Source organism: Serratia sp. GW822-FHT06D09, from assembly GCF_058799515.1.
The window spans coordinates 94,039-120,721 of record NZ_JBXALO010000004.1 but is presented as its reverse complement, the minus strand read 5'-3'; the positions used below and the strand labels follow the sequence as shown (position 1 = coordinate 120,721).

The 26,683-nt window shown below is 53.4% G+C and carries 21 protein-coding genes; 14 read left to right on the top strand and 7 right to left on the bottom strand.

Annotated elements, in window-relative coordinates; translation table 11 throughout:
• Positions 1-393 precede the first annotated feature (393 nt).
• Complete coding sequence (gene csrD / locus AC1RKG_RS11540; RefSeq protein WP_371078600.1) at positions 394-2,328, bottom strand: RNase E specificity factor CsrD; 1,935 nt, start codon at positions 2,326-2,328, stop codon at positions 394-396.
• A gap of 296 nt (positions 2,329-2,624) precedes the next feature.
• Here csrD and acuI point away from each other — a divergent pair, with 296 nt between their 5' ends.
• The 11 genes from acuI to fis all read left to right on the top strand — a co-directional run bounded on the left by acuI (position 2,625) and on the right by fis (position 12,714).
• Positions 2,625-3,602, top strand: a complete 978-nt coding sequence (acuI, locus tag AC1RKG_RS11535) for an acrylyl-CoA reductase (NADPH) (RefSeq protein WP_122080319.1) — start codon at positions 2,625-2,627, stop codon at positions 3,600-3,602.
• Positions 3,603-3,854: 252 nt separating this feature from the next.
• On the top strand, positions 3,855-4,856 hold the full coding sequence (gene msrP, locus AC1RKG_RS11530; RefSeq protein ID WP_129984027.1) for a protein-methionine-sulfoxide reductase catalytic subunit MsrP: 1,002 nt from the start codon (positions 3,855-3,857) through the stop codon (positions 4,854-4,856).
• On the top strand, positions 4,857-5,456 hold the full coding sequence (gene msrQ / locus AC1RKG_RS11525) for a protein-methionine-sulfoxide reductase heme-binding subunit MsrQ (RefSeq protein WP_020832077.1): 600 nt from the start codon (positions 4,857-4,859) through the stop codon (positions 5,454-5,456). It abuts the gene before it with no gap.
• Between the two features lie 241 nt (positions 5,457-5,697).
• On the top strand, positions 5,698-6,150 hold the full coding sequence (aroQ, locus tag AC1RKG_RS11520) for a type II 3-dehydroquinate dehydratase (protein ID WP_020832079.1): 453 nt from the start codon (positions 5,698-5,700) through the stop codon (positions 6,148-6,150).
• Positions 6,151-6,181: 31 nt separating this feature from the next.
• A complete protein-coding gene (accB, locus tag AC1RKG_RS11515) occupies positions 6,182-6,646 on the top strand; it encodes an acetyl-CoA carboxylase biotin carboxyl carrier protein (protein WP_122080320.1) in 465 nt (154 codons plus the stop codon).
• A 10-nt stretch (positions 6,647-6,656) separates the two neighbouring features.
• Entirely contained in the window at positions 6,657-8,006 is a 1,350-nt protein-coding gene (accC, locus tag AC1RKG_RS11510) for an acetyl-CoA carboxylase biotin carboxylase subunit (RefSeq protein ID WP_020832086.1), read from the top strand.
• Between the two features lie 390 nt (positions 8,007-8,396).
• The gene (locus tag AC1RKG_RS11505) at positions 8,397-8,639 is read left to right on the top strand and encodes a YhdT family protein (RefSeq protein WP_128864515.1); all 243 of its coding nucleotides are present in this window, start codon (positions 8,397-8,399) and stop codon (positions 8,637-8,639) included.
• Positions 8,629-10,074: a sodium/pantothenate symporter gene (gene panF / locus AC1RKG_RS11500; protein WP_122080321.1), complete on the top strand. Its 1,446-nt coding sequence runs from the start codon at positions 8,629-8,631 to the stop codon at positions 10,072-10,074. Before AC1RKG_RS11505 ends, panF begins: the two co-directional genes overlap by 11 nt.
• A gap of 11 nt (positions 10,075-10,085) precedes the next feature.
• Positions 10,086-10,967: a 50S ribosomal protein L11 methyltransferase gene (prmA, locus tag AC1RKG_RS11495; protein ID WP_020832090.1), complete on the top strand. Its 882-nt coding sequence runs from the start codon at positions 10,086-10,088 to the stop codon at positions 10,965-10,967.
• Positions 10,968-11,430: 463 nt separating this feature from the next.
• Entirely contained in the window at positions 11,431-12,396 is a 966-nt protein-coding gene (dusB, locus tag AC1RKG_RS11490; protein WP_044553902.1) for a tRNA dihydrouridine synthase DusB, read from the top strand.
• Between the two features lie 21 nt (positions 12,397-12,417).
• Positions 12,418-12,714, top strand: a complete 297-nt coding sequence (gene fis, locus AC1RKG_RS11485; protein ID WP_000462905.1) for a DNA-binding transcriptional regulator Fis — start codon at positions 12,418-12,420, stop codon at positions 12,712-12,714.
• Between the two features lie 133 nt (positions 12,715-12,847).
• On the opposite strand, the gene AC1RKG_RS11480 is transcribed toward fis, so the two are convergent.
• The 4 genes from AC1RKG_RS11480 to AC1RKG_RS11465 form a co-directional block, all read right to left on the bottom strand.
• Positions 12,848-14,245, bottom strand: a complete 1,398-nt coding sequence (locus AC1RKG_RS11480) for an APC family permease (RefSeq protein WP_122080322.1) — start codon at positions 14,243-14,245, stop codon at positions 12,848-12,850.
• Positions 14,246-14,439: 194 nt separating this feature from the next.
• Positions 14,440-15,771: a glutamate decarboxylase gene (gad, locus tag AC1RKG_RS11475; protein ID WP_236591420.1), complete on the bottom strand. Its 1,332-nt coding sequence runs from the start codon at positions 15,769-15,771 to the stop codon at positions 14,440-14,442.
• Between the two features lie 182 nt (positions 15,772-15,953).
• Positions 15,954-17,354 carry a glutamate--tRNA ligase gene (gltX, locus tag AC1RKG_RS11470; protein WP_493183066.1) on the bottom strand — a complete coding sequence of 467 codons (1,401 nt, stop codon included), beginning with the start codon at positions 17,352-17,354 and terminating at the stop codon, positions 15,954-15,956.
• A 169-nt stretch (positions 17,355-17,523) separates the two neighbouring features.
• On the bottom strand, positions 17,524-18,015 hold the full coding sequence (locus tag AC1RKG_RS11465; RefSeq protein ID WP_201895964.1) for a transcription termination/antitermination NusG family protein: 492 nt from the start codon (positions 18,013-18,015) through the stop codon (positions 17,524-17,526).
• A 953-nt stretch (positions 18,016-18,968) separates the two neighbouring features.
• Here AC1RKG_RS11465 and lpxP point away from each other — a divergent pair.
• The 3 genes from lpxP (at position 18,969) to AC1RKG_RS11450 (ending at position 25,515) form a co-directional block, all read left to right on the top strand.
• Positions 18,969-19,889, top strand: a complete 921-nt coding sequence (gene lpxP, locus AC1RKG_RS11460) for a kdo(2)-lipid IV(A) palmitoleoyltransferase (protein ID WP_128864512.1) — start codon at positions 18,969-18,971, stop codon at positions 19,887-19,889.
• 270 nt (positions 19,890-20,159) lie between these two features.
• On the top strand, positions 20,160-20,858 hold the full coding sequence (locus tag AC1RKG_RS11455; RefSeq protein ID WP_422917693.1) for a CTP synthase C-terminal region-related (seleno)protein: 699 nt from the start codon (positions 20,160-20,162) through the stop codon (positions 20,856-20,858).
• Between the two features lie 712 nt (positions 20,859-21,570).
• Positions 21,571-25,515, top strand: a complete 3,945-nt coding sequence (locus tag AC1RKG_RS11450; protein ID WP_493183063.1) for a non-ribosomal peptide synthetase — start codon at positions 21,571-21,573, stop codon at positions 25,513-25,515.
• Between the two features lie 33 nt (positions 25,516-25,548).
• Here the strand turns inward: AC1RKG_RS11450 and AC1RKG_RS11445 are convergent, their stop codons facing one another.
• Both AC1RKG_RS11445 and AC1RKG_RS11440 read right to left on the bottom strand, forming a co-directional pair.
• On the bottom strand, positions 25,549-26,238 hold the full coding sequence (locus tag AC1RKG_RS11445) for an LrgB family protein (RefSeq protein WP_020837140.1): 690 nt from the start codon (positions 26,236-26,238) through the stop codon (positions 25,549-25,551).
• Positions 26,231-26,653 carry a CidA/LrgA family protein gene (locus AC1RKG_RS11440; protein WP_115060649.1) on the bottom strand — a complete coding sequence of 141 codons (423 nt, stop codon included), beginning with the start codon at positions 26,651-26,653 and terminating at the stop codon, positions 26,231-26,233. Before AC1RKG_RS11440 ends, AC1RKG_RS11445 begins: the two co-directional genes overlap by 8 nt.
• Between the last annotated feature and the right edge of the window lie 30 nt (positions 26,654-26,683).

Genomic DNA, 26,683 nt, shown 5'->3' with positions numbered 1-26,683 from the left:
AAGCTGGGGGCGGAAAATAAAATCCGCCTACTTTACCAACCACACGAAGCAGCGACAAGGCGCAAAAACGTTCTACTTCGGTGAAAAATAGTCTGTATTGTTTCTGCTCGAATGCACGGAAATTGGATGAGGCCTGAATTCCCTGAACAAAGGCTCAGTTTACCACCCTGTCAGCGCACGAAACGGCGTAACACAGCTCATAAAATCTAACATATTCCCTGATTGCCGCTGGTGGTAAGCACCTACCAACGTTCAACAGAAAAGGACTGACAAGAGCCTATATCAAATAGGCGTCATTGTCGCAGGCAGTTTGGGGGTTATCCCAAAATGACAGAGAAAAAAGCCCAGATGAATTGGCGCTCATTCTACGTTAATTTTTGTTCGGTATTCAGGTTAAACACGATAACGACGCGAATATTTTTTACGCCCGACGTCTATCGGTTCCGGCGACGCGAAAAAGTCGCCCTGTCCACCGAGGATCCCCCGCTCTTTCAGCGTCTGCCACTCATTACGCGTCCGCACGCTGGCGGCGAAAACCTGAGTGCTGGTGCCTTCACAGGCGCCGGTCAGGCTTTGAACGAACAGCTGATTTTCATCACGCTTATCAATACTCCGCACCAGACCCGGATGGAGCTTAACCAATTCCACCGGTAAGGACTTGATATAGGAGGTACTTACCACGGTTAACCCGGCCTGGGACACCGCCAGACGACAGCCCAGCCCTGACAGTAACTTCAGTACCGGACGTAAACGGTCGATATGTTGACACACGTCTGCCTCTGCAAGTTCAATCAGAATTCGCCGACGATGACTTTTTTCACACTGTAACAGGCTATCACGCAGCCAACGCTGGAAACTACGCTGCAACAGTGAGTCTACGCTCAGCGTAAAAGCCAATGTCTCTTCGGGCCACAGCGTCAGTAAAGGAAGAATACGGCTCAGATGTTGACGATCGTAGCTTTCCGCCAGCCCTAACTGCCGCACCAGAGGCATATACTCCGATGGTAGCAGTTCCTGGGTGCCATCGTAGATCCGGCTCATGATCTCACGGTGATGCACTTCCCCTTCTACCGTCACCGCCGGTTTCTGATACAAACGCGGGCCTCCCCGCGCCAGCACCTGTTCCAGCAGGGTGCGCCACTTGACGCTGCCGCGCCCTTTTTCCGGCACCTGGCTGTCATAAACATACCAGCCGTTTTCGCCTTGCAACGTAGCATGGCGCGTTGCCTGCTCCGCGTAATCGATCACCTGCTCGGTGGTTTGTCCGCTGCGGTACGCCACGATGCCAATGTGCAGGAATGCTTCACGATCGATAAGCGCCGTTGAAGGCAAGGCGTCAATCGCGTGGACCAGCTGTGAAGCAATGCCGTCCGCCTCTTTCAGCGTACGGTGCGGCAGCAGGACGGTGAAATCGCTGTGGAAATAACGCGCCAGCAGCGCCGCCGGATAGCGCATCACGAAGGTCGACAGCAGATTGACCAGCGAGTACATCAGTTCCTGCACCGCGCCGTTGCCGTGAATTTCCCGCAGCGTGTCAAAATCGGGCAGTCGCACCATCATCACAATACCGTGCGAGCCCTCTTCTTCCAGTTGGGTGGTTAGCTGGTTGTCGAAGAACAGGCGGTTATTCAGGCCGGTTTTGGCATCCTGGGCGGCAAAGGCGCGGATCAAGGTATCGACCCGATTGCGTTCCTCGCGCGCTTCCGCCAAATCTGCCAGCAAGCGATCGAGCGCGCCACTGACGTTCGCCGGCCATTCGCGCATATCGCCCTGCATCACGCTCTCTCTTTCGCCGTTGAGAATGCGTCGTGCACGGCGTTCCAGCCGATCCTCTCCGTCGGCCTGATCGCGAAGCCAGCGCAGGCTAAACAGCAAGATCACCACCATCACAACGATCGAAAGCGTCACGGCGGCAGTAGATTGCAACGAGCGTACGTCGCTGGCGAAAGGATCGATATAAGTAATTTGCAGTGCCGCGCCGGGATGCTGCATCAGCGGCAAAGCCACCTGCCTGTAACCGTTGAGCGGATCCCAGGGCTGTTTGTTGAGCGTCGGCAATTTATAGGAAAGGAGGTTACTGTGGCTGGTATCCACGCTGACCGCCACAATACCCAGTGGACGCATCACCAACGGCAACCAGCGTTTCTGTTCCTCTGGGGATTCGCGCAGCATCGCTTGATCGAGTGAGGTCATCAGCGACTCGAAGCGGCGATCCAGACGCTCCTGAGTGACGTAAAAGAAGCTGTATGAGCAGCCCATCAGCATCAAAAACATCGCCAAAGCAACAAGCAAGGTGATCAATGCAGAGAGTTTGGTGGTGAATCGCATCCCTGTGCCTTGTCCGGTATGGTTACGTGAGTTTTCACCTTTGGAAGTATAAAGGCCCCGAATCCGCTCAAATGAATCCAACACAATATCCTGATTTTTTTAATGAATAGCGGGTACCGCTCCGGCGATACCCGTTGTCGGTTCACACCACCCAAGCTACCAAGCCTCGACAACGAAGAAAACCTTCAATCACCCTTTTTTGTCTTTTATCAGGACATAAATTTCTTATATGCATATAGTCAATTAAATCTGGTTCAGCCATCCATGGCAAAAATGCAAACAAGAGGAAGAGTGACATGCGTGCACTGTTATTGGAACAACAAGGCGATCAAACTCTGGCTCACATCAAGGATATCAGCAGCGATCTGCTGCCCGACGGCGATGTCCTGGTGGACGTCAACTGGTCCAGCCTTAACTATAAAGATGCGTTGGCGATCACCGGCAAAGGCAAGATCGTGCGTAACTTCCCGATGGTGCCAGGTATCGATTTCGCCGGTACGGTACGCGAAAGCCGCGACGATCGTTTTAAAGAAGGCCAAAGCGTGGTGCTCACCGGTTGGGGCGTGGGTGAAAACCACTGGGGTGGCCTGGCCGAACAGGCACGAGTCTCAGGCGAATGGCTGGTGCCGTTGCCAAACGGGCTGGATGAACGCAAAGCGATGATCCTGGGTACCGCCGGCTTTACCGCCATGCTGTGCGTGATGGCGCTTGAAGAAGGTGGCGTGCGCCCGGACGACGGCGATATTTTGGTTACCGGTGCCAGCGGCGGCGTAGGCAGCACGGCCATCGCCATTCTGGCGGCGTTGGGCTATCACGTCACCGCCATCAGCGGCCGCGAGAGCAATACCGAGTATCTGAAAGCGCTGGGCGCCAAAGAAGTCCTGTCGCGCGACGGCTACCTGGAAGCCCCGCGTCCGCTGGAAAAGCAACTGTGGGCCGGGGCGGTCGATACCGTTGGCGACACGCTGCTGGCGCGAGTCCTGGCACAGATGAATTATAACGGCACGGTCGCCGCCTGTGGCCTGGCCGGTGGCTATCACCTGCCCACCACGGTGATGCCGTTTATCCTGCGCAACGTTCGCCTGCAGGGCGTGGACTCGGTGCATACGCCTCTGCATCGCCGCCAGACCGCCTGGGAACGGCTAGCCGGTATTCTGCCGGACAGTTTCTACCAACAGGCCACCCAGGAAATCACTTTGGAACAGGCACCGGCCACCGCCGCCGCGCTGCTGAATCATCAAGTGACCGGACGCACTCTGGTTAAAATCCGCTAAAGCTTAAATCGCCCCCCGGCAACGGGGGGGAACATTCGCCTGCGAAATTTCATATTTTCCCGCGCCCTCTCGCATATAGCCTGATTTCACGCCATGCTTACAACACAGATACCCCAGCATACTGTAGGGGCGTTGCATGCTGCGTCCGCGTTAATCGGGCTCAGAAGGTTACCCCCTACAGTCACTCTGATGGGAGCAGGTTTGAGTACCCGCACCTGAAAGGCGGCGGGGATGAAACGCGGAGAACACACCATGAGAAAGCCCCCTAAATTGACCGAAGCCGATGTCACGCCCGAGAGCGTGTTCCATCAGCGGCGCAAAGTGCTACAGGCGTTGGGTATCACCGCCGCGTCGCTGGCCTTGCCGCTTAATGCGCAGGCCGATTTGCTGTCATGGTTCAAAGGCAACGATCGGCCCAAGGCCCCCGCCGGTAAACCGCTGTCATTCAGCAAGCCTGCGGCCTGGCAGGCGCAACTGGCCATGACGCCGGAAGACAAAGTCACCGGTTACAACAACTTCTACGAATTCGGTCTGGATAAAGCCGATCCTGCCGCGAATGCCGGCGGCCTGAAAACCGAAGGCTGGAAAGTGCGTATCGACGGCGAGGTCGCCAAACCGATCACATTGGATATCGATGACTTGATCAAACGCTTCCCGCTGGAACAACGCATCTACCGTATGCGCTGCGTGGAGGCCTGGTCGATGGTCGTGCCCTGGATTGGCTTTGAGCTGGGTAAGCTGATCAAGCTGGCGGAGCCGAACAGCAATGCCCGCTACGTCGCTTTCCAAACGCTGTACGATCCGGAACAGATGCCAGGCCAGAAGGATCGTTTTATCGGCGGCGGGCTGAAATACCCTTATGTTGAAGGGCTGCGTCTCGATGAGGCCATGAACCCATTGGCCCTGCTGACCGTCGGCGTATACGGCAAAACGCTGCCGCCGCAAAACGGTGCGCCGCTGCGGTTGATCACCCCCTGGAAATACGGCTTTAAAGGCATTAAGTCGATAGTCCATATCCGTCTGGTGCGCGATCAGCCGCCCACCACCTGGAATGAATCTGCGCCGAATGAGTACGGCTTCTATGCCAACGTAAACCCGAACGTCGATCACCCACGCTGGTCACAGGCCACCGAACGCTTTATCGGCTCCGGCGGCATTCTGGACGTTAAACGCCAACCCACGCTGCTGTTTAACGGCTATGGCGAACAGGTAGCGTCGCTGTACCGCGGCCTGGATCTAAGGGAGAATTTTTAGGTGCGTTTAACTCCGGCTCATATCAAGTGGATTAAGGTCGCCATTTATCTGGCGGCATTCCTGCCTTTTCTCTGGCTGGTGCTGTCGGTGGACCAGGGTTGGTTCAGCGCCGATCCGGCCAAAGACATTCAACACTTTACCGGCAGAATGACGTTGAAACTGTTGCTGGCGACCTTGATGATTGCGCCACTGGCGCGCTATGCCCGGCAACCGCTGCTGATTCGCTGTCGTCGTCTGGTGGGACTATGGTGTTTTGCCTGGGGCACGCTGCATCTGATAAGCTATTCGACGCTGGAGCTGGGGCTGAGCAATATCGGCCTGCTGGGGCGTGAACTGGTCACCCGCCCTTACCTGACGCTCGGCATTGTCAGTTGGCTGATCCTGCTGGCGCTGGCCGCAACCTCCACGCTGTGGGCGATGCGTAAACTGGGGGCCAAATGGCAGACGTTGCATAATCTGGTCTATCTGGTGGCGATCCTGGCACCGATTCACTACCTGTGGTCGGTAAAAACCTTTTCGCCGCAGCCCTTCATTTATGCTCTGCTGGCCGTCGCGCTACTGGCGCTGCGATACAAGAAATTCCGCAATTGGTGGCGTTAAAAGCCGGAACTTTTCTGTGTTCTACCCCTCATAATGCAATATCGCCCTGGCCAGTTTACTGATTTAGGGTTGAATATCTTCGCTGATAAGACCAGTATTTAGCTGCGAATTGCTACGATATCGTTATAATGCCCGACCTTGTTCCTGTTCTCAGGGTGAATTTTCCCCTTAACAGGTGACAAATCTGTGACGTCGGGTTATTTTCTACGATGATGGTTTTATTGCCGGAGATACCAGCACAATGGCGGATAAGTTTCACATTTTGCTTCTGAACGGCCCCAATCTGAATCTGCTGGGGACGCGTGAGCCGGAGAAGTACGGCAGCACGACGTTAACAGAGATTGTTAACGGATTGGAAAACCAGGCATCCGCACTGGATATTACCCTGAGCCATCTGCAGTCTAACGCCGAACATGCGCTGATCGACCGCATACATCAGGCGCGCGGCAACACAGATTTTATTCTGATTAACCCTGCCGCGTTCACGCATACCAGCGTGGCGCTGCGTGATGCATTGCTGGCGGTGCAGATCCCGTTTATCGAGATCCACCTCTCCAACGTGCATGCCCGAGAGCCTTTCCGCCATCACTCTTACCTCTCCGATATTGCGGTAGGCGTGATTTGCGGCCTCGGCGCGGATGGCTACACATTTGCTTTACAGGCAGCGGTTAACCGTCTGTCGAAAACCCACTAATTGCTACGCAAAAGAGTACGGAATCACACTCATGGATATTCGTAAAATCAAGAAACTGATCGAACTGGTTGAAGAATCAGGTATTTCTGAACTGGAAATTTCTGAAGGCGAAGAGTCAGTTCGCATCAGCCGCGCTGCTCCAGCGCAGGCTTACCCAATGATGCCACAGGCATACGCAATGCCGGCACAGCCGCAGCCAGCACTGGCTACCGCCGTTGCCAGCGCGCCAGCCGAAGCGCCTGCAGCACCAGCGGCCATGAGTGGCCACGTCGTTCGTTCCCCAATGGTCGGTACTTTCTACCGCACGCCAAGCCCGGATGCGAAAGCCTTCATCGAAGTCGGCCAGAAAGTGAACGCCGGCGACACTCTGTGCATCGTTGAAGCAATGAAAATGATGAACCAGATCGAAGCGGACAAATCCGGCGTGGTGAAAGCCATCCTGGTAGAGAACGGCCAACCGGTAGAATTTGACGAGCCACTGGTCGTCATCGAATAACGAGGCGAACATGCTTGATAAAATTGTTATCGCCAACCGTGGCGAGATCGCGCTTCGTATCCTGCGTGCTTGTAAAGAGCTGGGCATCAAAACCGTTGCCGTGCACTCGACAGCCGATCGCGATCTGAAACACGTACTGCTGGCTGACGAGACCGTGTGTATCGGTCCTGCGCCATCGGTAAAAAGTTACCTGAATATCCCGGCAATCATCTCTGCGGCTGAAATCACCGGCGCAGTGGCGATCCACCCGGGCTACGGCTTCCTGTCTGAAAACGCCGATTTCGCCGAGCAGATCGAACGCTCCGGCTTTATCTTCATTGGCCCGAGAGCCGAAACTATCCGCCTGATGGGCGACAAGGTTTCTGCCATCAATGCCATGAAGAAAGCAGGCGTGCCTTGCGTACCTGGCTCCGATGGCCCGCTGACCGACGACATGGATAAAAACCGTGCCTTCGCCAAGCGCATCGGCTACCCGGTTATCATCAAGGCATCCGGCGGCGGCGGCGGTCGTGGCATGCGCGTAGTGCGCAGCGACAAAGACCTCGAGCAATCCATTTCCATGACCAAGGCGGAGGCCAAAGCGGCTTTCAACAACGACATGGTTTACATGGAAAAATACCTGGAAAACCCACGCCATATCGAAATTCAGGTGTTGGCGGACGGTCAGGGTAACGCCATCTATCTGGCCGAGCGCGACTGCTCCATGCAGCGCCGCCACCAGAAAGTGGTTGAAGAGGCTCCGGCACCGGGCATCACCAGCGAAATGCGCCGTTATATCGGCGAGCGCTGCTCGAAAGCCTGTGTGGAAATCGGTTACCGCGGCGCAGGCACTTTCGAGTTCCTGTATGAAAACGGCGAGTTCTATTTCATCGAAATGAACACCCGTATTCAGGTTGAGCATCCGGTTACCGAGATGATCACCGGCGTGGATCTGATTAAAGAGCAGCTGCGTATCGCTGCCGGTCAGCCTTTGTCGATCAAACAGGAAGAAGTGAAGGTTCACGGCCACGCGGTGGAATGCCGTATCAACGCCGAAGACCCGAACACCTTCCTGCCTAGCCCAGGCAAGATCACCCGTTTCCATGCGCCAGGCGGTTTCGGCGTGCGTTGGGAATCTCATATTTACGCCGGTTATACCGTACCGCCGTACTATGATTCCATGATCGGCAAACTGATCACCTACGGTGAAAACCGTGACGTGGCGATTGCCCGCATGAAGAACGCCCTGGCTGAGCTGATCATCGATGGCATCAAAACCAACGTTGAACTGCAACAGCGGATCATGAGCGACGAAAACTTCCAGCACGGTGGCACCAACATCCACTATCTGGAGAAAAAGCTCGGTCTGCAGGAAACCTAAGGCAGGCTATTCGCATCGCCTGACAGAAGGCCGGTTAATCACCGGCCTTAGTCTGATGACAAACACCCGAAAAACGTGGTTTTCGGATGTTTGGGGTAAATCAGAAGACATAATCCTTTGTTTTTATTCGTCGCCAGATCGGGACTTTTAACTGCAAAGGACTTTGTCAGCAATCTGAGGCCGGTTAATCACCGGCCTTTTTCTTTACTGCTTTGGGTCACTCAATGGATGATCAAATCCATAATAGTTGTATACCCTAAATAATTGGAGTTGCATCAAGGCGGCAAAGGAGCGCATCCCGATGATGCTTACTGTAGTAAGTGATTCGGGTAAGTGAGCGCAGCCAACACAGAGGCAGCTTCAAGTATGACGGGTATATTGGAGAAACGGATGGACACACGTTTTATTCAAGCTCACCGCGAGGCGCGCTGGGCTCTGGGCCTGACGCTGCTTTATCTGCTGGCCTGGGCGCTGGCAGCCTATCTGCCGGACAGCGCATCCGGTATTACCGGTCTGCCGCACTGGTTCGAAATGGCCTGCCTGTTGGTTCCGCTGCTGTTCATCGGCCTGTGTTGGCTAATGGTTCGCGGCATATTCCGCGATATTTCGCTGGAGGACGGCGATGCAAACTGAAGTCATTCTGCCGCTGGTCGCCTATCTGGTGCTGGTGTTCGGGCTGTCGGTTTACGCCTATAGCCGACGCCAGAGCGGCAACTTCCTCAGCGAATATTTTCTGGGCAACCGATCGATGGGCGGCTTCGTACTGGCCATGACCTTGACCGCCACCTATATCAGTGCCAGTTCCTTTATCGGGGGCCCCGGCGCCGCCTATAAATACGGCCTTGGCTGGGTGCTGTTGGCGATGATCCAACTGCCGGCGGTTTGGCTTTCACTCGGCGTGCTGGGCAAAAAGTTTGCCATTCTGGCGCGCCGCTACAACGCCATTACCCTGAACGACATGCTTTACGGCCGCTATCAAAGTCGTCTGTTGGTCTGGCTGGCCAGCCTCAGTCTGCTGGTGGCGTTCCTGGGGGCCATGACGGTGCAGTTTATCGGCGGCGCGCGCCTGCTGGAAACCGCCGCCGGTATTCCATACGACACCGGTTTGCTGATCTTCGGTATCAGCATCGCGCTGTATACCGCCTTTGGCGGCTTCCGCGCCAGCGTGCTCAATGACGCCATGCAGGGGCTGGTGATGCTGATCGGCACCGTGCTGCTGCTGGTTGCGGTGATTCACGCCGCCGGCGGCCTGCACAGCGCCGTGGATAAGCTGCAACAGATTGACCCCGCGCTGGTATCACCGCAGGGCGGTGAACAGATCCTCAGCCTGCCGTTTATGGCATCGTTCTGGATCCTGGTGTGCTTTGGCGTGATTGGCCTGCCGCACACGGCGGTGCGCTGCATCTCCTACAAGGACAGCAAAGCAGTGCATCGCGGGATCATCCTCGGCACCATGGTGGTCGCGGTGCTGATGTTTGGCATGCATCTGGCTGGCGCGCTGGGCCGTGCGGTATTGCCGGACCTGAAGATCCCCGATCAGGTGATCCCGACGCTGATGATCACCGTGCTGCCGCCTTATGCCGCCGGTATTTTCCTGGCGGCGCCGATGGCGGCGATCATGTCGACCATTAACGCCCAATTGCTGCAATCTTCCGCCACCATCATCAAAGATCTCTACCTTGGCGTACGCCCACAGCACATGCAGAACGAGCGCCTGATCAAACGCTTCTCCAGCCTGACCACGTTGATTTTGGGCTTGCTGGTGCTGTTGGCAGCCTGGCGGCCACCGGAAATGATCATCTGGCTGAACCTGCTGGCATTTGGCGGCCTGGAAGCGGTATTCCTGTGGCCACTGGTGCTGGGCCTGTACTGGGAACGCGCCAATGCGCAGGGAGCACTTAGCTCAATGGTGACGGGTGCGGTATGCTATACGCTATTGGCCAGCTTCAATCTGCAGCTAGCGGGGTTGCACCCTATCGTGCCTTCGCTGCTGCTTAGCCTGCTGGCGTTTTATATCGGTAACGTCATAGGCGAAAAGCGCCGAGTGGCGTCATCATTAGCCTCTTAAAGAGAATTGTTATGCCTTGGATCCAACTAAAACTGAACACCACCGGCAGCCAGGCGGAAGACCTGAGCGACGCGCTGGTTGAAAGCGGCGCCGTATCGGTCACCTTCCAGGACACCCACGACAATCCGGTGTTCGAACCGCTGCCGGGCGAGACCCTGCTGTGGGGCGACACTGATGTGATCGGGTTGTACGATGCCGAAACCGACATGGCCGACGTGGTCGCCATGCTGGAACAGCACCCGCTGCTGGGCGTCGGCTTCCGCCATAAAATTGAACAGCTGGAAGACAAGGACTGGGAGCGCGAGTGGATGGACAACTTCCACCCGATGCGCTTCGGCGAACGTCTGTGGATCTGCCCAAGCTGGCGCGACGTGCCCGACCCGAACGCGGTCAACGTCATGCTGGACCCGGGCCTGGCATTTGGTACCGGCACTCACCCAACGACTGCACTGTGCCTTCAATGGCTTGACGGCCTCGATCTGGCCGGTAAAACCATTATCGACTTCGGCTGTGGTTCCGGCATCCTGGCAATTGCCGCGTTGAAGCTCGGTGCAGCGCGCGCTATCGGCATCGATATCGATCCCCAGGCCATTCAGGCCAGCCGCGACAACGCGCAGCGTAACGGCGTTTCAGAGCGTTTGGAGCTGTATCTGCCAAAAGACCAGCCTGCCGATCTGCAGGCCGACGTGGTCGTCGCCAATATCCTGGCAGGCCCATTGCGTGAGCTGGCCCCCTTGATCGGCTGTCTGCCGAAGTCCGGCGGTTATCTGGGCCTGTCCGGCGTGCTGGCAACACAGGCGGCAAGCGTGGCGCAAGCCTATGAAGAGAAATTCACGCTGGATCCGGTCGCAGAGCGTGAAGAGTGGTGCCGCATCACCGGTCAGCGCAAGTAATCCCCTTACTGCCCTGATAAAAACCACCGCCAACGTAGCCCGTGGCGGTGGTTTTTTGTTTTTCCTGTCTACGCGACGTCGGCACCCCGCGCCTTTGAAACACCATGCCAAATTCACGTGACCCTGAATATTTTCTGCCTAAGCCTTCACCACGCGATTTCAGCATAATTCAGCCCATTCTCAATGAAAAACCCTGAGAAACGACTTAAATCACTGCCGTTCTCGAGCTGAATCGAGACTCATTACAGATAAAATCCTGTTGTATTGGGAATATTTTATAGCGCACTAATTAACCAAAATCAGGCAAGTCATTGTTAAATATATATAATATTTTTATGAATCCCGACAAACCGCATTTTTAATGGCGAATAGCGGCCAATTGGTCAAAGTTTGGCCTTTCATCTCAGCGCAAAAATGCGTAATATACGCGCCCTTGCGGACACAGTATGGTTACTCTTTGTCTATGCGCATTGGACACCACCAGCTTACAAATTGCCTGATTGCGGCCCCGATGGCCGGCATTACAGATCGCCCATTTAGGACCCTATGTCATGCAATGGGTGCTGGGATGGCTGTATCCGAAATGCTCTCCTCCAATCCGGAGGTGTGGCGGACGGATAAGTCGCGTCTGCGTATGGTCCATAGCGATGAACCAGGGATCCGCTCCGTGCAGATTGCCGGATGCGATCCGGATGATATGGCCGCCGCGGCGCGTATTAACGTGGCCGGCGGTGCACAGATCATCGACATCAATATGGGTTGCCCGGCCAAGAAAGTGAACCGGAAACTTGCAGGGTCTGCATTGCTGCAGTACCCGGATCTGGTTAAACAGATCCTCCACGCGGTGGTTAACGCCGTGGATGTGCCGGTAACGCTTAAGATCCGCACTGGCTGGGCGCCAGAACACCGTAACTGTGTAGAGATTGCCCAACTGGCCGAAGACTGTGGTATACAGGCCCTGACTATTCATGGCCGAACCCGCGCCTGCCTGTTCAACGGCAACGCGGAGTACGACAGCATTCGGGCAGTTAAGCAGAATGTTTCCATTCCGATTATCGCGAATGGTGACATTACTGACCCGCATAAAGCCAGAGCAGTGCTCGACTACACTGGGGCTGATGCCCTTATGATAGGCCGCGCTGCTCAGGGGAGACCCTGGATCTTCCGGGAAATCCAGCATTATCTGGACACTGGGGAACTGCTGCCCCCTCTGCCACTTGGCGAGGTTAAGCGTTTGTTGATAGGGCATATTCGGGAATTGCACGGCTTTTACGGCCAAGGCAAGGGATTCCGGATTGCTCGTAAGCACGTATCCTGGTATCTCCAGGAGCACGCCCCGAATGACCAGTTTCGGCGCACATTCAACGCCATAGAGGATGCCAGCGAACAGCTGGAGGCGTTGGAGGCATATTTCGAAAATCTTGCGTAACAAAAAAGAGCTGACAGAACTATGTTCGAACAACGCGTAAATTCTGACGTACTGACCGTTTCAACCGTGAACTCACAGGATCAAGTGACTCAAAAGCCTCTGCGTGACTCGGTTAAACAAGCACTGAAGAACTATTTTGCTCAACTGAATGGTCAAGACGTTAACGATCTGTATGAGCTGGTATTGGCTGAAGTTGAACAGCCACTGTTGGACATGGTGATGCAATACACCCGTGGCAACCAGACCCGTGCAGCCCTGATGATGGGCATCAACCGCGGTACGCTGCGTAAGAAATTGAAAAAATACGGCATGAACTGATACTAGTCAGTTGGCATGTTGAAAAGGCGCAACCTCGCAAGAGGCGGCGCCTTTTTCTTGTGGGCCGTCCCATCAGAACGCAAAAAAGGCGCTTTTCCCTCAGGAGCAGCGCCTTTGTGTTTATTAAGCCTTATTAAACCGCGTGATGATGGCCGTGGTGGTGGCCGTCATCTCCCGACTCATCCATCCGTTTTGCTCGCGGTTGCGCGTACAGGAAGTACACCAGCAGGGAAATCACTATCAACCCAAGCGTAATCAACAGCACGGTTGGCGGGGTGCATGAACCGAGATAGAGGCAAACCAATACGCAAATAGGCACCAGTACCTTGAACCACGGCATGCGGTAAGTCCCTTGCATCTTTTTCTTGCGCACCACAAAGATACCGACAATCACCGCCAGATACTGCAGCAGACGGCAAACCGTTGCGACCTCCACCAGCAGTACAAAGGACTCTTTCGACATCGCATTCGCCAAGACGATAAAGATGATAGTCACCACCAGCATCGCAATGATCGACTTGGCCGGTACGCCGCGTTTGTTATTGGCACCGGCTGACTCTGGCAGGAAGCCATCCACCGCCAGCGGCACCAGATTTCGCGGCCCGGCAAAGCACATGGCCAGACCGATACCAAACAGGGCAACCACCGACCCTAAGGACATGATCGCACGAGCGCCATTGCCCAGAACCATCCCCACGCTGTCCGCCACGGAGTTATCGGAAAACGCCAGATGCTCGCCCCCCATAGACCCGATAATGGAAGCAAACAGCAGGAAATAGAGCGCCGTGACCGATAACAGCACCAGAATGATCGCCCGTGGGATATCGCGAGTAGGGTTTTCCATATCTTGCGAGGCCACGCCAATATTCTCGAAACCCACCATCGCGTAAAACAACAGCAGGAAGCCGCCTGAAAATTCTGCCGAGGTCAAATGGCCAAACGCGGGCACTTCAACCCCGGTCGACTGCGCCACCAATCCTGGCACATCGGTAAAATTAGCCAGGTCGAAATGGCTGAAAGAGACCAGGATGCAGCTGATTAACGCCGCCAATACCAGCCAACTGCTCACGCGGGTAAACACCGACATCACTTTTACCGAGATCAGGTTGATACCGCAAAGCACGCAGGCAAAAGCGATACTGATCATCGCCGAGTTGGCTGGCGCCAAATGGATACCTAACGCGGTCGTAATGATCCCCGGCAATGCGGCCACCTGTACTGCCAATGCTACGCAGGCGGCAAGAAAACGCATAAAGCCAATGTTAAATCCCAGGAAAGGACCAAAAGTGGCGCTTACGTAAACGTACACCCCGCCGGTTTTAGTAAAAATCCCGGCCATTTCGGCAAAAGCCAATGCCATGATCAGCGCCAGAACGGCACAGACCACCAGTACCGGAAACAGGTTCATACCGAGTTCAGAATAAGCTTTGCCGGGGGTGATGAAGATCCCTGCCCCCAGCAGGCAGTTAATGCCGAACAGGACTATCGTCCCGAACTTCATTTTGCCCGAGGTCGTTGTTTGAGTGCTCATTATTCACCTTTGCGAGACAAAGCGCCCAAGCACCAGCATTAGGTGCCCGGACGCTCAGTAAGAAGGTCTGTCAAAGCAAAGACGGGAGTAGCTCAGAACATCGGCAGCAACGGGGCCTGCCGGCACGCTGAGCACTGACGTCAGTGTGTTTGACGTCCCCATTGGGATACGGCGTGAATGCCGTCAGGAAGCGCTCAGCAGAGCACGGACTCATGGGTAGTGGCGTTGGCCTTTAGCTGGTCAACAATGTTTCGAATGTCCTGCGCCAGCAGGTTCATCAATGTGGTGCTGACGCCGTAGCGGATCAGAACGCGCATGATGATGGTGTTTTGACGGTTGCTCGGTAGCGGGTATGCCGCCGTTTGCCAGCCGCGCTGTTTCACCTGGTTTTGCAAATCATACAGGGTGAAGCCTTTTACATCGTCTTTCAGGGTAAAGACCACGCCAGGCAACCCCCCTTCGCTGCTGTACAGCATTTCAAATTCTGGGAAGTCGGCCAATTTATGCGCCAGGAACTTGCCGGTATCCACACAGGTCTGCTGGATCTCGGAATAACCTTCTTTACCCAGACGCAGCAGTTGGTAGTACTGAGCAATGACGGAACCGCCAGGACGGCTGAAGTTGAGGGCGAAAGTCGCCATGTTGCCGCCGAGATAGTTAACGTAGAACACCAGGTCGTCAGGCAAGTCTTGTTTTTCACGCCATACCACCCAACCCAGACCCAGCGGGGCCAGGCCGTATTTATGGCCGGAAGAGTTGATGGATTTTACGCGCGGCAGACGGAAGTCCCAAACGATGTGGCTTTGCTCTTCGACGAAAGGCGCAATAAAGCTGCCGGATGCCGCATCAACGTGGATCGGAATATCCAGGCCACGCTCTTTCTGTAGCTTGTCCAGCGCATTGGACAGGCCAAGCACGTCTTCGTACACCAGCGTAAAGGTCGTCCCGAAAGTCGGCACCACACCGATGGTATTTTCATCGATGTAATTAACCATGTCGTCGGGGTGGGCGCACAGGGCGCCTTCGCGGATGGGCACCTCGCGGTGCTCGATCTCAAAATAGGTGCAGAATTTTTTCCAGCAAATTTGTACCGGGCCAGTGACCAGGTTTGGCTTGGAAGTGTCCAGCCCTTTTGCCTTGCGTTTTTGCTGCCAGTTGCGTTTCAACGCCAAACCGCCCAACATTGCCGCTTCGCTGGACCCCACGCAGGAAGTACCAATCGAATTATTCACGTCTGGCGCATGCCACAACCCCGCCAGCATTTTTGTACAGCACACTTCAATTTTTGCCGTTTCTGGGTACAACTCTTTATCAATCAGGTTTTTTACCGATCCCAGCTTCATCAGTTCGTCGACTTCGGGCTCTGACCAGGTGGTGCAGAACGTCGCCAAATTCTGTTTTTCATTGCCGTCTAGCATTAAACGATCTTTAATCAAATTCAAAACAGAACTCGGGCAGCTGGATGATTCTGGGATCTTTCCCTCAGATAAAGTGTGTTGAGCCACCTCAGTGGAATAGATAGGCATATATTGATTAGTCATAATAAATCACCTCTTTTTATTTGATGTGTTTTCATGAAAGTTGCCGTGGATATCGCTAATAATTACGCTTCGACTTACCTCCTTAAGGAATTAATATTGGTTGTCATCCCAGCCTTATACATTCCGACCATCGTGATTAATCTTACGATGGCCGGCCCTATTACCTGCTATTTACACGACATATTCTCTATTGCCGCATGTAAGCGATTCAACGTTTTTTCTTTTCCCAATACGGCCAGACAATCATTTAACGATGGTGTATCTTTCGCCCCGAGAATAAATAATCGCAGCGGCATATTGATGTCTTTTAACGACGTGCCGAATTCCTTGGAAATATCGCCAATCACTTGGTTAATCTCGGCACTTTGCCAGTCGTTTATCGTGGAGAAGCGCTGATAGATTTCACAGAAAACCGTTGGATGTGCCGAGGCAAGCAACTGCTGGTAAGTTTCCTGGTTGTTACACTGATATTCACCGTAATAACTACGGCAGGCTTCCGCCATTTCCTTCATCGTTCTGGCTCGGGTTTTTAACAGCATAACAACCCGTTCCAGCGGTGGGCCGTCCTCCGTACTGATAGCCAGCCGTTGGAGTTGCCATTGCAAATCGGGTAATAAATGTTCGGCCGTAGCGGCAGCGATATAATGCTTGTTGAGCCACAGTAATTTCTCTGTATTGAACGCGCTCGGTGAGTTGCTGACATTGTTAATATCGAAAAGAGAGATCATCTCATCCAAAGAGAAAATTTCCTTATCCTGATGCCCCCACCCCAAACGCACTAAATAGTTACGCAATGCCTCAGGTAAAAAACCTTCCTCTTGGTATTGCATAACGTTGGCTGCACCGTGGCGCTTGGAGAGTTTTTTACCGTCATCCCCGAGTATTGGCGAAACATGAGCAAACACAGGCGGCTCCAGCCCCAACGCCCGGTAAACATAAATTTGCTTCGGTGTATTATTGATATGTTCTTCGGCGCGGATGATATGCGTCATCTGCATGTCGATATCATCGACCACCACACAAAAATTATACGTTGGCCAACCGTCGGTGCGGCGAATAATAAAGTCATCAAACTCGCTGTTGCTGAACTCAATACGTCCGCGGATCATGTCGTCCCAGGCCACAATACCCTGCTGTGGGCTTTTCAAACGCACCACGTGAGGCAGGCTGGGATCGTGCCCCAGATGATGCAGACAGTGGCGGTCGTAAATGAAGTTCTCTTTGTTCTTTTCCTGCTGAGCCTTGAGTGCATTCAAGCGCTCCTCGCTGCAGTAGCAGCGGTAGGCCTGCCCAGACGCCAACAGTTGATCGACCACCTCGTTGTAACGCTCCAGGCGTTTAGTCTGGTAGAAGGGGCCTTCGTCCCAATACATACCCAACCACTTCATCGAGTCCAGGATGGCGTCGACTGCACCCTCCTTTTCCCGTTCCACGTCGGTATCTTCAATACGCAGAATAAATTTGCCGTGATTATGGCGTGCATAGAGCCAGGAATAGAGAGCTGTTCTTGCCCCGCCTACGTGTAAAAAACCCGTTGGGCTGGGCGCAAACCTTGTTCTTACGCTCATTAGAGAACTCCTTATTATTGAATAAAACCCCAAATAATGAGCATTGCATCAAGGTGATAAACACATTCATCAACCCTGAAGCAACTTCAAGCATTGCGGGGTTAAAACAGCGCCAGAGATAACACCTGCCAATATCAGGTGGCATTTCAAGCCATGCCCATGAGGTTCATTAACCGCTTGCCAATAAAGCCGTTGGATGTTGTATTGAATAAGAGAGATATTGCAATAATGTTTGTGTTCTAACCTCTGGCTTTTCCACCTCTATTATTTTCTCTATCTCTTTCAACATGCCAGGAGAAACATTTTTACATTCTATATAGCTTAATCTTTCATCCTTATTCTCTAATCGAAAAGAAAGACGTCTGATAGCATCAATAATATTTTGAGGGACGGTGCAAATCTCTCTTCCAAGACGAACAAACCCCTGCACGCTACTTTGCTTAGCAATTAAAGTGGTATGAGTGATCTCTGGTGAAAATCGCACAAATAAATAACCGGGGAACAATGGAGTGGTGTGAGTTCTAAACGAATTTTTCCGATCGGCACGTAATGTTAACCTGGTTTTCATTGGCATATAACATTCAACACCAATACGTTCTATTTCATCAATAACCTTCGCATGTAATCTGGAACGATAGCAAATGAGATACCATGAGTACATTTCTGCCCCTTATTCATTTCATTGCTTGTGATGGAAAACCAATTCATTGCTTATCAGGCGAATGGAAATAGCCATCCGCAGCCATTGTTCTTAGGAACAAAGCTGAATCGGCACATTAGTTTTCATTGATCAGATGGCTATTTTCGCCAGGAAATAATCCCCAGGCGTTATCAGGAATTTGGATAGGGTATTTATCGAGATTGGGTCTAGTCAGAGCACGAGTTGGCGTTTTACCAATGCAGTAGCAGTGAGCGATCCCACTGAGTTTTTGAAAATTTCATTTTGACCACCAGCACTACGCCAAAAACAATATTCCCTCTTGAGATAAAAATCCAGTACAAGAATCCACAGACGCAATTTTACTGGCTGAGAATTTTAAATGGGCATTAAAATAAAATGAAATGTATCACCCTGTATCAAAAAGTTTCATGCTGATTTTATTTTAATAAAAAAAACAATAAAAACAAAATTTTGAGAAAAGATGACCATTAAAAATCAATAGTACTAACACCTTCTGTTGCAGGGGAAAAAATCCACAAACGCATAATGCATATGAACTGACTTCGCCATGATATAAAACAAAGATCAAACTTTATATCCCACCGTATTTCCGCGGATTTACATGCTTATTTTTTGATCTTCTCTCGCAGGTTTTGCACAAAAGCAAACCAACGAAAATGCGTCGTTCTCTTCTCATGGGAATCGGAATATTCGGATCCTCCCCCTGATGTTGTGTGGTAAAATGCCCCGTCTTGGACCGCCTTCGCTGGCCTACAGCCCTCCTCCCGAAGCCTGATAGCAGCGCGAACCGCCCTTCGAGTGTAAAGATTTAGTCAATTATGGAATCTGGCTAAACCATAGTGGTATCTGGGTGTCTGAGTGGTTGTATCGCAATTGAGTGGATCTTTATGCGTTACAGGTTGCTGCCCCCTTAAACGCATAAATGAGTTCATATGAAGCGTCCGCAAAAATTCAAATCGGCCCTGCTGCATCCGCGCTACTGGTTTACCTGGTTCGGCCTGGCCTGCTTATTCCTGTTAGTCCAACTCCCCTACCCGGTGCTGCACAAGCTCGGCGTGTGGATGGGCCGCACCTCGATGCGCTTTCTGAAGCGGCGCGTTTCCATCACCCGCCGCAACCTGGAACTGTGCTTCCCGGATATGGACGAGGCTCAGCGCGAGCGTAAAGTGGTCGGCAACTTTGAATCCCTCGGCATGGGCCTGCTGGAAACCGGCATGGCCTGGTTCTGGTCAGATAAGCGCGTCAAACGTTGGTTCAACGTTTCCGGCATCAACCACCTGAAAATGGCGCAGCAGAACCAGCGCGGTGTGTTGGTGATTGGCGTGCACTTTATGTCGCTGGAGTTGGGTGGCCGTGCCATGGGCCTGTGTCAGCCAATGATGGCGATGTACCGCCCACATAACAATAAAGCGATGGAATGGGCGCAGACCAAAGGTCGCATGCGTTCCAACAAGGCGATGCTCGATCGCAAAGATCTGCGCGGCATGGTTCATGCCCTCAAGCGCGGCGAGGCCGTATGGTTCGCCCCGGATCAAGACTACGGCCCACGCGGTAGCGTGTTCGCTCCACTGTTCGCCGTCGATCAGGCTGCCACCACCAGCGGTACCTTTATGCTGGCGCGCATGGCCAAGCCGGCGCTGGTGCCGGTGGTTCTGATCCGCCGCGAAAAAGGTCGAGGTTATGACCTGCTGATCCAACCTGCGCTGGAAAATTATCCTATCGGCGATGAGATTGCCGCGGCGGCTTACATGAATAAAGTGGTGGAAAAAGAGATCATGCGCGCACCTGAGCAATACATGTGGCTGCATCGTCGCTTTAAAACCCGGCCGATCGGGGCTCCGTCATTGTACTGAGCCCAAAAACCATATTTATCAGCCCGGCCAATGCCGGGCTTAGTTTAGTGGCAAACACCCGAAAAATGGGATTTTCGGATGTTTGGGGGAAACCGAAGGCATAATCCTTTGTTTTTAACCGAATCATCATCATGATTTTAGTCACACAGAATTCCCTCCACAGTCTGAGCCCGGCCAATGCCGGGCTTTTTTGTGCGCCGGATTTAAAAAATTGCGGATGGGCGCTTATCTTTGCTGTAACCTCCTTTTTTACCCGCACAGGAAAAGGAAATGATGAAAGCTCAAGTCCGTATTGCTCTGGTCGGTGACTACCAACCTCAGGCCATTTCTCACCAGGCCATCCCCATTGCTCTCCAGCTCACCGCCTCCCATCTTAACGTCGACATTCAATCCCACTGGCTGCCCACAGAAACCATTACCGACACGTCGGTTCTGCAGGACTACGATGCCATCTGGGTGGTACCCGGCAGCCCGTATAATCATGACGATGGTGCCTTTATGGCTATCCGCCATGCGCGCGAGCAAAACGTTCCCTTCCTGGGCTCTTGCGGTGGTTTCCAATATGCGATCGTAGAGTACGCCCGTAACGTGATGGGCTGGCACGATGCCGGGCATGCGGAAACCGACAGCGAGGGTCGGTTGGTAATAGCTCCCCTGAGCTGTTCGCTGGTTGAAAAAAGCGGGGTCATTATTTTCCAACCCAATACGCTGGCAGCCCGTGTCTACGGCAAGCTGGAAACGCACGAAGGCTACCACTGCAACTTTGGCGTCAACCCGGAGTTTGTCGCCGATCTGCAACGGCACCCGCTGATAATCAGCGGCCACGACAGTGAAGGTGACGTTCGCTCGGTAGAACTACCGGGACACCGTTTTTACGCTGCCACGCTGTTTCAGTCCGAACGTGCGGCATTGCGAAACGAGCTTTCGCCACTGGTGGTGGAACTGATCAGGACCGCGGCAACGGCCTGATAGCCCCTGGGAGGGTCATGGCATAATGGCCCTCCTTGCCTTAATTCCAAACAGGGCCAGGAAAATAAGATAGCGTAAGCTGGTTTGTGATAAAGAAACTTAATTCATTCCAAATTAATTGTTCCGTCATGCGCATGCCATATTTTCACACGCCGACCCGACAATAATCTGATAATGCTCTTATTTATTACTAAATAATATATCATTAGAAACCCTGCAGTTTGATGCAAAAATTGTACTCGCGGAGAACCTGGCGATAAATCTGAAGTAGCAAGAATAGCAATAAATTATTGTCATTTTTGATAGGAGATCAGAAGTAAATGAAGCCATCATTACAACGACAACATCCCCTCCTAAATTTTTCAGAAAAATAACGCCGACAACACAATAAAAATAAACCAATTAAAATCAATACATTACACATAAAAAACCCATCGAGACCTCAGAAAATCCCTTGATAACCCCCCTTATTTTTTCTCGTCAAACAATTGAAAATAGCTATTTATATCGTTACTAACGATACACAAAGAAATAAATTAAACACAAAACAATTCAATCACAAACAAATCCAATTTAAATTATTCAAACAAACAATTTAAAATAGTTAATGTGAAATTGGGCGAATTTACCATCACCTCTTATAATGTTCGAGTACTTACCGACTACGCACCTATTTAAGTCGACTCTTTCCTATTTTTATGGAGGTGGTTCCGTGTCCGCTTATTCTCTCACGACGGTACAACAGGCCGTATGGCTCGACCAGACATTAAATCCTGATATTCCTCTCTATAATGTGGGGTGTTTATGGCGAGTGGAGCGGGAGATCTCTTTCCCTCTGTTTAAAGAAGCCATCCAACAGGTTCAGCAACGGCATGATGCATTGCAAACCACCCTGAAGGAAACACCGCAAGGCATCATTCAGCAACCTCTTTCTCAAAGATCCATTGAACTTCACTACACCGACTTTTCGCAGCAAGAAGATGCCGCCAGCCTGGCGCAGAACCATCTGCGTGACATGTTTATCCAACCTTATCAACTCTATGAAGACCTGCTCTGGCGCTGCCATTTAACCAAAATCGATGATTCAACTACGCTATGGTTATTGGCCTCGCACCATCTGATTGCCGATGGCACCTCGATCTCTTTATTAAGCCGTATGATCATGGATCGCTATAAGCAATTAAAAGCTGGGGATAAAAGTGAGGCCAGCAAGTCACACTACGGGGATTTCGTCGTTAGCGATCAGGCTTATCTCCAGTCGTTACGTTATCAACGCGACCGTGACTGGTGGCTGGAACGTTTTGCAACGGCACCAGCTTCTGTGCTGGAGCGGCGACCACATTACACAGAGCAGCAAGCCTATCCCAGCAGTCAAATCATCAAGCGTTTACCGCGTGAACGTTTCCTGCGGTTGGAGCAATATGCAGCTCAGCACGGCGGTTCGGCCATGCATTTTATGGTGGCTCTGTTGGCAAGTTGGTTCGCCCGAATTTGGCAGATGGATAATGTCACCCTGGGCGTCCCGGTGCATAACCGCAGCACTCAGGATCATAAACAAACGCTGGGCATGTTCTCCTCCATGATCCCACTCAATATCGACGTGGATCTGCAGCAGCCCTTTCACCACCTGCTGCGACAGGTGGGCAGCGAGCTGCGCAGATGCTATCGCCACCAGCGCTTTCCCATTGCCGAACTAAACCGTCAGTTGAACCTGCATCAACAGGGAAGACGCCAGCTGTTTGATATCAGCTTTTCGCTTGAGGCCTTCCCAACCGATATCGAGCTGGAGGGAAGCCAGTTCAAGGTAGAAAACATCCATCATGGCTATGAACAGCTGCCATTGGGTATCTATCTGCGCCATTACCACCCGAGTGACGATCCGCTGCTGGAGTTCAACCTCAACCAAGCCTGGTTTAGCGATAAAGACGGTGAACGTATCGCCGGCCGCATCCTGCAAATGCTCGATAGCCTGTTAGAAGGCGATCCTGACCTGCCCCTGGGTCAATTGCCGCTGTTACTGCCCGTTGAACGGCAACAGATTTTTGGCGAATGGAATCATACGCAGCAATCCTGGGCCATGCCGCAGGGCATTCATCAATTTTTAGAGCAACAGGTTCTGCGCACGCCTAACGCCCCGGCACTGTGCTATGAGCAACAACAGGTAAGCTATCTGCAGTTGAATCAGCAGGCGAACCAGTTTGCCGGATTCTTGCGTCAGCAAGGGATACAGCCGGACGATCGCATCGCGGTTTGCGTCAACCGCAGCCCGGAAATGGTGATGGCGCTGTATGCCATTTTAAAATCGGGGGCCGCCTATGTGCCAATCGATCCTGACTACCCGCAGGATCGCTTGCGCCATATGCTGCAGGATTGCGGCGCGAAATTCGTGCTGATTGACGAGGCCGGTGAGCAGGCGCTGCATTCGATCCATGACGTCGTTATTCCGCGTCTGCACCTGCAGCATGATAGTCATCGCTGGCAACAGGGATCCACGGAAAACCTTGCCCCTTTGGCATCCGATCCGCAACGCAGCCTGGCTTATGTGATTTATACCTCAGGCTCGACAGGAAAACCCAAGGGCGTGATGAATGAACATCGGGGCGTGATCAACCGCCTGCTTTGGACGCAGCAAGCCTATCCTCTGACGCATGACGACGTGATACTGCAAAAAACGCCGTTCAGTTTCGACGTTTCAGTTTGGGAATTCTTCTGGCCGCTGATGGTGGGTGCGCAACTGGTCATTGCCAAACCCGGCGGCCATCAGGACCCCGACTATCTGAGCGCCTGCATCGCACAAAACCGCGTCACCACGCTGCATTTTGTCCCTTCGATGCTGCAATTATTCCTGCGGCATGGCGAAATGACACAGTGCGCGTCCCTGCGTCGCATACTCTGCAGCGGCGAAGCCTTGCCCCTGGCGACAGTGCAACGCTGCCTGCAACAGTTGCCTCAGGCGCAATTGTACAACCTCTACGGACCGACGGAGGCCGCAGTAGATGTTTCGAGTTGGCAATGTCTGCCCAATGACGAACGGCCGTTGGTGCCGATCGGCAAACCCATCGCCAATACGCAGCTCCATATTCTGGACCATCAGCTACAGCCGCTGCCACCCGGCGTCGCCGGCGAACTCCATATCGGCGGTATCCAGGTCGCCCGCGGTTACCTTAATCGCCCGGAATTGAACGCCGAGCGTTTTATTGCCGACCCCTTTAGCCCCGAGTCCGATGCACGTTTGTATAAAACCGGCGATCTCGCCCGCTGGCTGCCGGATGGCAACATTGAGTACCTGGGCAGAAATGATTTCCAGGTCAAAATCCATGGGGTACGTATTGAATTGGGTGAAATCGAACAGCAACTGCGGCAGTGCACAGGTGTGGAAGATGCTGCAATACTGGCAAAGGAAGACGGACAGGGCGGAAAACGGCTGATAGCCTACGTGGTGGCACCGGACGAGAATGTCCATTCGACACAGTGGCGTCAGCAGTTGCAACAGCAGTTACCCGATTTTATGGTGCCCTCCAGCTTTGTCAGGCTGAAAGCATTACCCCTCTCGCCTAATGGGAAGCTGGATCGCAAAGCCCTTCCTGCCCCCGCACCGGTTACGCAAGTTTCACTGCGCTATGAAGCGCCCCAAACTGCGTTGGAAAAACAGCTTGCCGAACTCTGGTCCGAACTGCTGGGCGTTGCGCAAATTGGCCTGGACGATGATTTCTTTGAGCTCGGCGGCCACTCGCTGCATGCCATTCAACTGCTGGTCAAACTGAAACGCCGTGGCTACCCGGCAGTGATAAAAACGCTGTTCGCTCATCCGTCGTTACGCGCCCAGGCGCAAGCACTGGCCAGCGAGAAGGACTCTGACATTGATGCACCGATTACGGCAGCACCGCTACAACAGCTGTTGGCGCGACTGAACCAAACCAGCCTGGCCTTCAAGCAGGTACTGCGGCTTAACCGCACCCAGGCCGCCAACGATATCTGGATGGTTCATCCTGCGGTCACCGGCTGCGATATTTACCACGATCTGGCCAGTTCGCTGGAGGGTGAGTTTAACGCCTTTGGCATTAACAATTACAACCTGTTTATGCCAACGCCCATCACGTCATTACGCGAATTGGCATCATATTATCTCGGCCATATGAAACTGGCTCCCAGCCGCCCCGTGCGCCTTTTGGGGTGGTCGCTAGGGGGGCTGATTGCGCTTGAAATGGCGGCGCAGCTTGAAAGCCGCGGCTTTAGTGACGTGCAGGTCTTCCTGCTGGATACCTTCTACCAAACCGCCTTCCAGCTCCGCAGCGAACCGGGCCTGCTGGCGGCCATGCTGGCGATGCTGGGCATTGATGGCGAGGCCGCCGCCAGAGCGCTACGGGCGGAGCCTACGGAGTTATCTTTGAATAAGGAAAGGCTCAGTGCGCCATTGAGGCACGCACGGATCACGCTATTCAAAGCCACGGAGGACGTGAATTTGAGTATGAGCGACCAAGGGGATGGGCGCGAGCTGCTGGCGATTGCCGACAACGGGTTGTCATCCATCAGCCCGTCTTTGCAGATACAGCCTCTGGCTTGTAACCACCACTCTATTATTTTCAGCCATGAGGAAATCGGTCGCGTTCTGCGCGAGTCTACGCGAGCGCCCGCTGCATCGACCGGTATCCGTTAACGTTCCCCCGCCTGCGGCGCTTGTGCCGCAGGCTCACCACATCAGTTGCCCTATCAGTGGGGCGGCAATCACCGTGATAATCCCCGCCAGCATCATCACCAGGCTGGAGACGACGCCTTCTTCCTGCCCCATCTCATAGGCTTTCGCGGTACCGGCGCCGTGCGACGAAGCCCCCAGCCCGGCCCCTTTCGCCAGACTGCTGCGCACTGACAGCCGCAGAAACAGGATGTCCCCCACTGCCATACCGAATACCCCGGTGATCACCACGAACAGCGCCACCAGATCCGGCTGGCCGCCCATCTGTTTGGCGGCCTCCAGCGCAAACGGCGTGGTGATGGATCGCACCGCCAGGCTGCGTTGCACCTCTTCCGGCAAGGTCAGCAGGCGAGCCAGCCACACCGAGCTGTAAACCGCCACCAACACCGCCGTTAGCACCCCGGCGCTGAGCGATAACCAATGGCGACGAATGATATGCAGATTTTCGTAGACCGGCACCGCGAAGGCGATGGTCGCCGGCCCCAATAGCCATAGCAGCCAGTGCGTTTCACCGATGTAGTCCTGGTAGGAAATATGGGTCACCACCAGCAGCAGCACCAGGATCATCGGCGTCAACACCAATGGCATCAACAGCAGGGTACGACGGCGCCGGTAAAGTTTTTTATTGGCGAAGTACAACACCAGGGTTGCCAGAAAGCAGGCGAGGCTAAGGATAAAATCATTCATCGCGTTGTTTACGCCGTTGCAGCCAGACTTCCAGTCTATAGACGCGATCGACCACCAATCCGGTCGCGCCCAGCGTTAGCATGGTGCTGATGGCAATCACCAGGAAAATTTTCCACCCCTCCACCATTAACAGCTGGGCATAGTTCACCACGGCCACCACCGCTGGAACAAAGAACAGCAGCATCTCGGCCAGCAACCAGCGCGAACCGGCCTTGACCCAGTTCAGCGGCAGAATGCGCAACAGGATCAGCGCCAACAACATCAACATGCCAACAATGTTGGCGGGCAGCGGCAGATGGAACTGCTGCACCAATCGGTCGGCAATCAAAAATAACACTGCATATAAAGCAACCTGGATCGGCACCTGCAGCCGGTTCAACAAAGAGGGAGCAGCGTGGCGGAACGCCAATAACATGGGGGAAGGCCTTAAACAAAAAATTCACGG

Coding starts and splice junctions, on each gene's coding strand:
- AC1RKG_RS11445 (WP_020837140.1), bottom strand. CDS start 26,238: ATGAATGATTTTATCCTTAGCCTCGCCTGCTTTCTGGCAACCCTGGTG.
- dusB (WP_044553902.1), top strand. CDS start 11,431: ATGCGCATTGGACACCACCAGCTTACAAATTGCCTGATTGCGGCCCCG.
- acuI (WP_122080319.1), top strand. CDS start 2,625: ATGCGTGCACTGTTATTGGAACAACAAGGCGATCAAACTCTGGCTCAC.
- fis (WP_000462905.1), top strand. CDS start 12,418: ATGTTCGAACAACGCGTAAATTCTGACGTACTGACCGTTTCAACCGTG.
- accB (WP_122080320.1), top strand. CDS start 6,182: ATGGATATTCGTAAAATCAAGAAACTGATCGAACTGGTTGAAGAATCA.
- msrP (WP_129984027.1), top strand. CDS start 3,855: ATGAGAAAGCCCCCTAAATTGACCGAAGCCGATGTCACGCCCGAGAGC.
- gltX (WP_493183066.1), bottom strand. CDS start 17,354: ATGAGCGTAAGAACAAGGTTTGCGCCCAGCCCAACGGGTTTTTTACAC.
- lpxP (WP_128864512.1), top strand. CDS start 18,969: ATGAAGCGTCCGCAAAAATTCAAATCGGCCCTGCTGCATCCGCGCTAC.
- AC1RKG_RS11465 (WP_201895964.1), bottom strand. CDS start 18,015: ATGTACTCATGGTATCTCATTTGCTATCGTTCCAGATTACATGCGAAG.
- AC1RKG_RS11455 (WP_422917693.1), top strand. CDS start 20,160: ATGATGAAAGCTCAAGTCCGTATTGCTCTGGTCGGTGACTACCAACCT.
- AC1RKG_RS11440 (WP_115060649.1), bottom strand. CDS start 26,653: ATGTTATTGGCGTTCCGCCACGCTGCTCCCTCTTTGTTGAACCGGCTG.
- aroQ (WP_020832079.1), top strand. CDS start 5,698: ATGGCGGATAAGTTTCACATTTTGCTTCTGAACGGCCCCAATCTGAAT.
- panF (WP_122080321.1), top strand. CDS start 8,629: ATGCAAACTGAAGTCATTCTGCCGCTGGTCGCCTATCTGGTGCTGGTG.
- csrD (WP_371078600.1), bottom strand. CDS start 2,328: ATGCGATTCACCACCAAACTCTCTGCATTGATCACCTTGCTTGTTGCT.
- AC1RKG_RS11480 (WP_122080322.1), bottom strand. CDS start 14,245: ATGAGCACTCAAACAACGACCTCGGGCAAAATGAAGTTCGGGACGATA.
- AC1RKG_RS11505 (WP_128864515.1), top strand. CDS start 8,397: ATGGACACACGTTTTATTCAAGCTCACCGCGAGGCGCGCTGGGCTCTG.
- prmA (WP_020832090.1), top strand. CDS start 10,086: ATGCCTTGGATCCAACTAAAACTGAACACCACCGGCAGCCAGGCGGAA.
- accC (WP_020832086.1), top strand. CDS start 6,657: ATGCTTGATAAAATTGTTATCGCCAACCGTGGCGAGATCGCGCTTCGT.
- gad (WP_236591420.1), bottom strand. CDS start 15,771: ATGCCTATCTATTCCACTGAGGTGGCTCAACACACTTTATCTGAGGGA.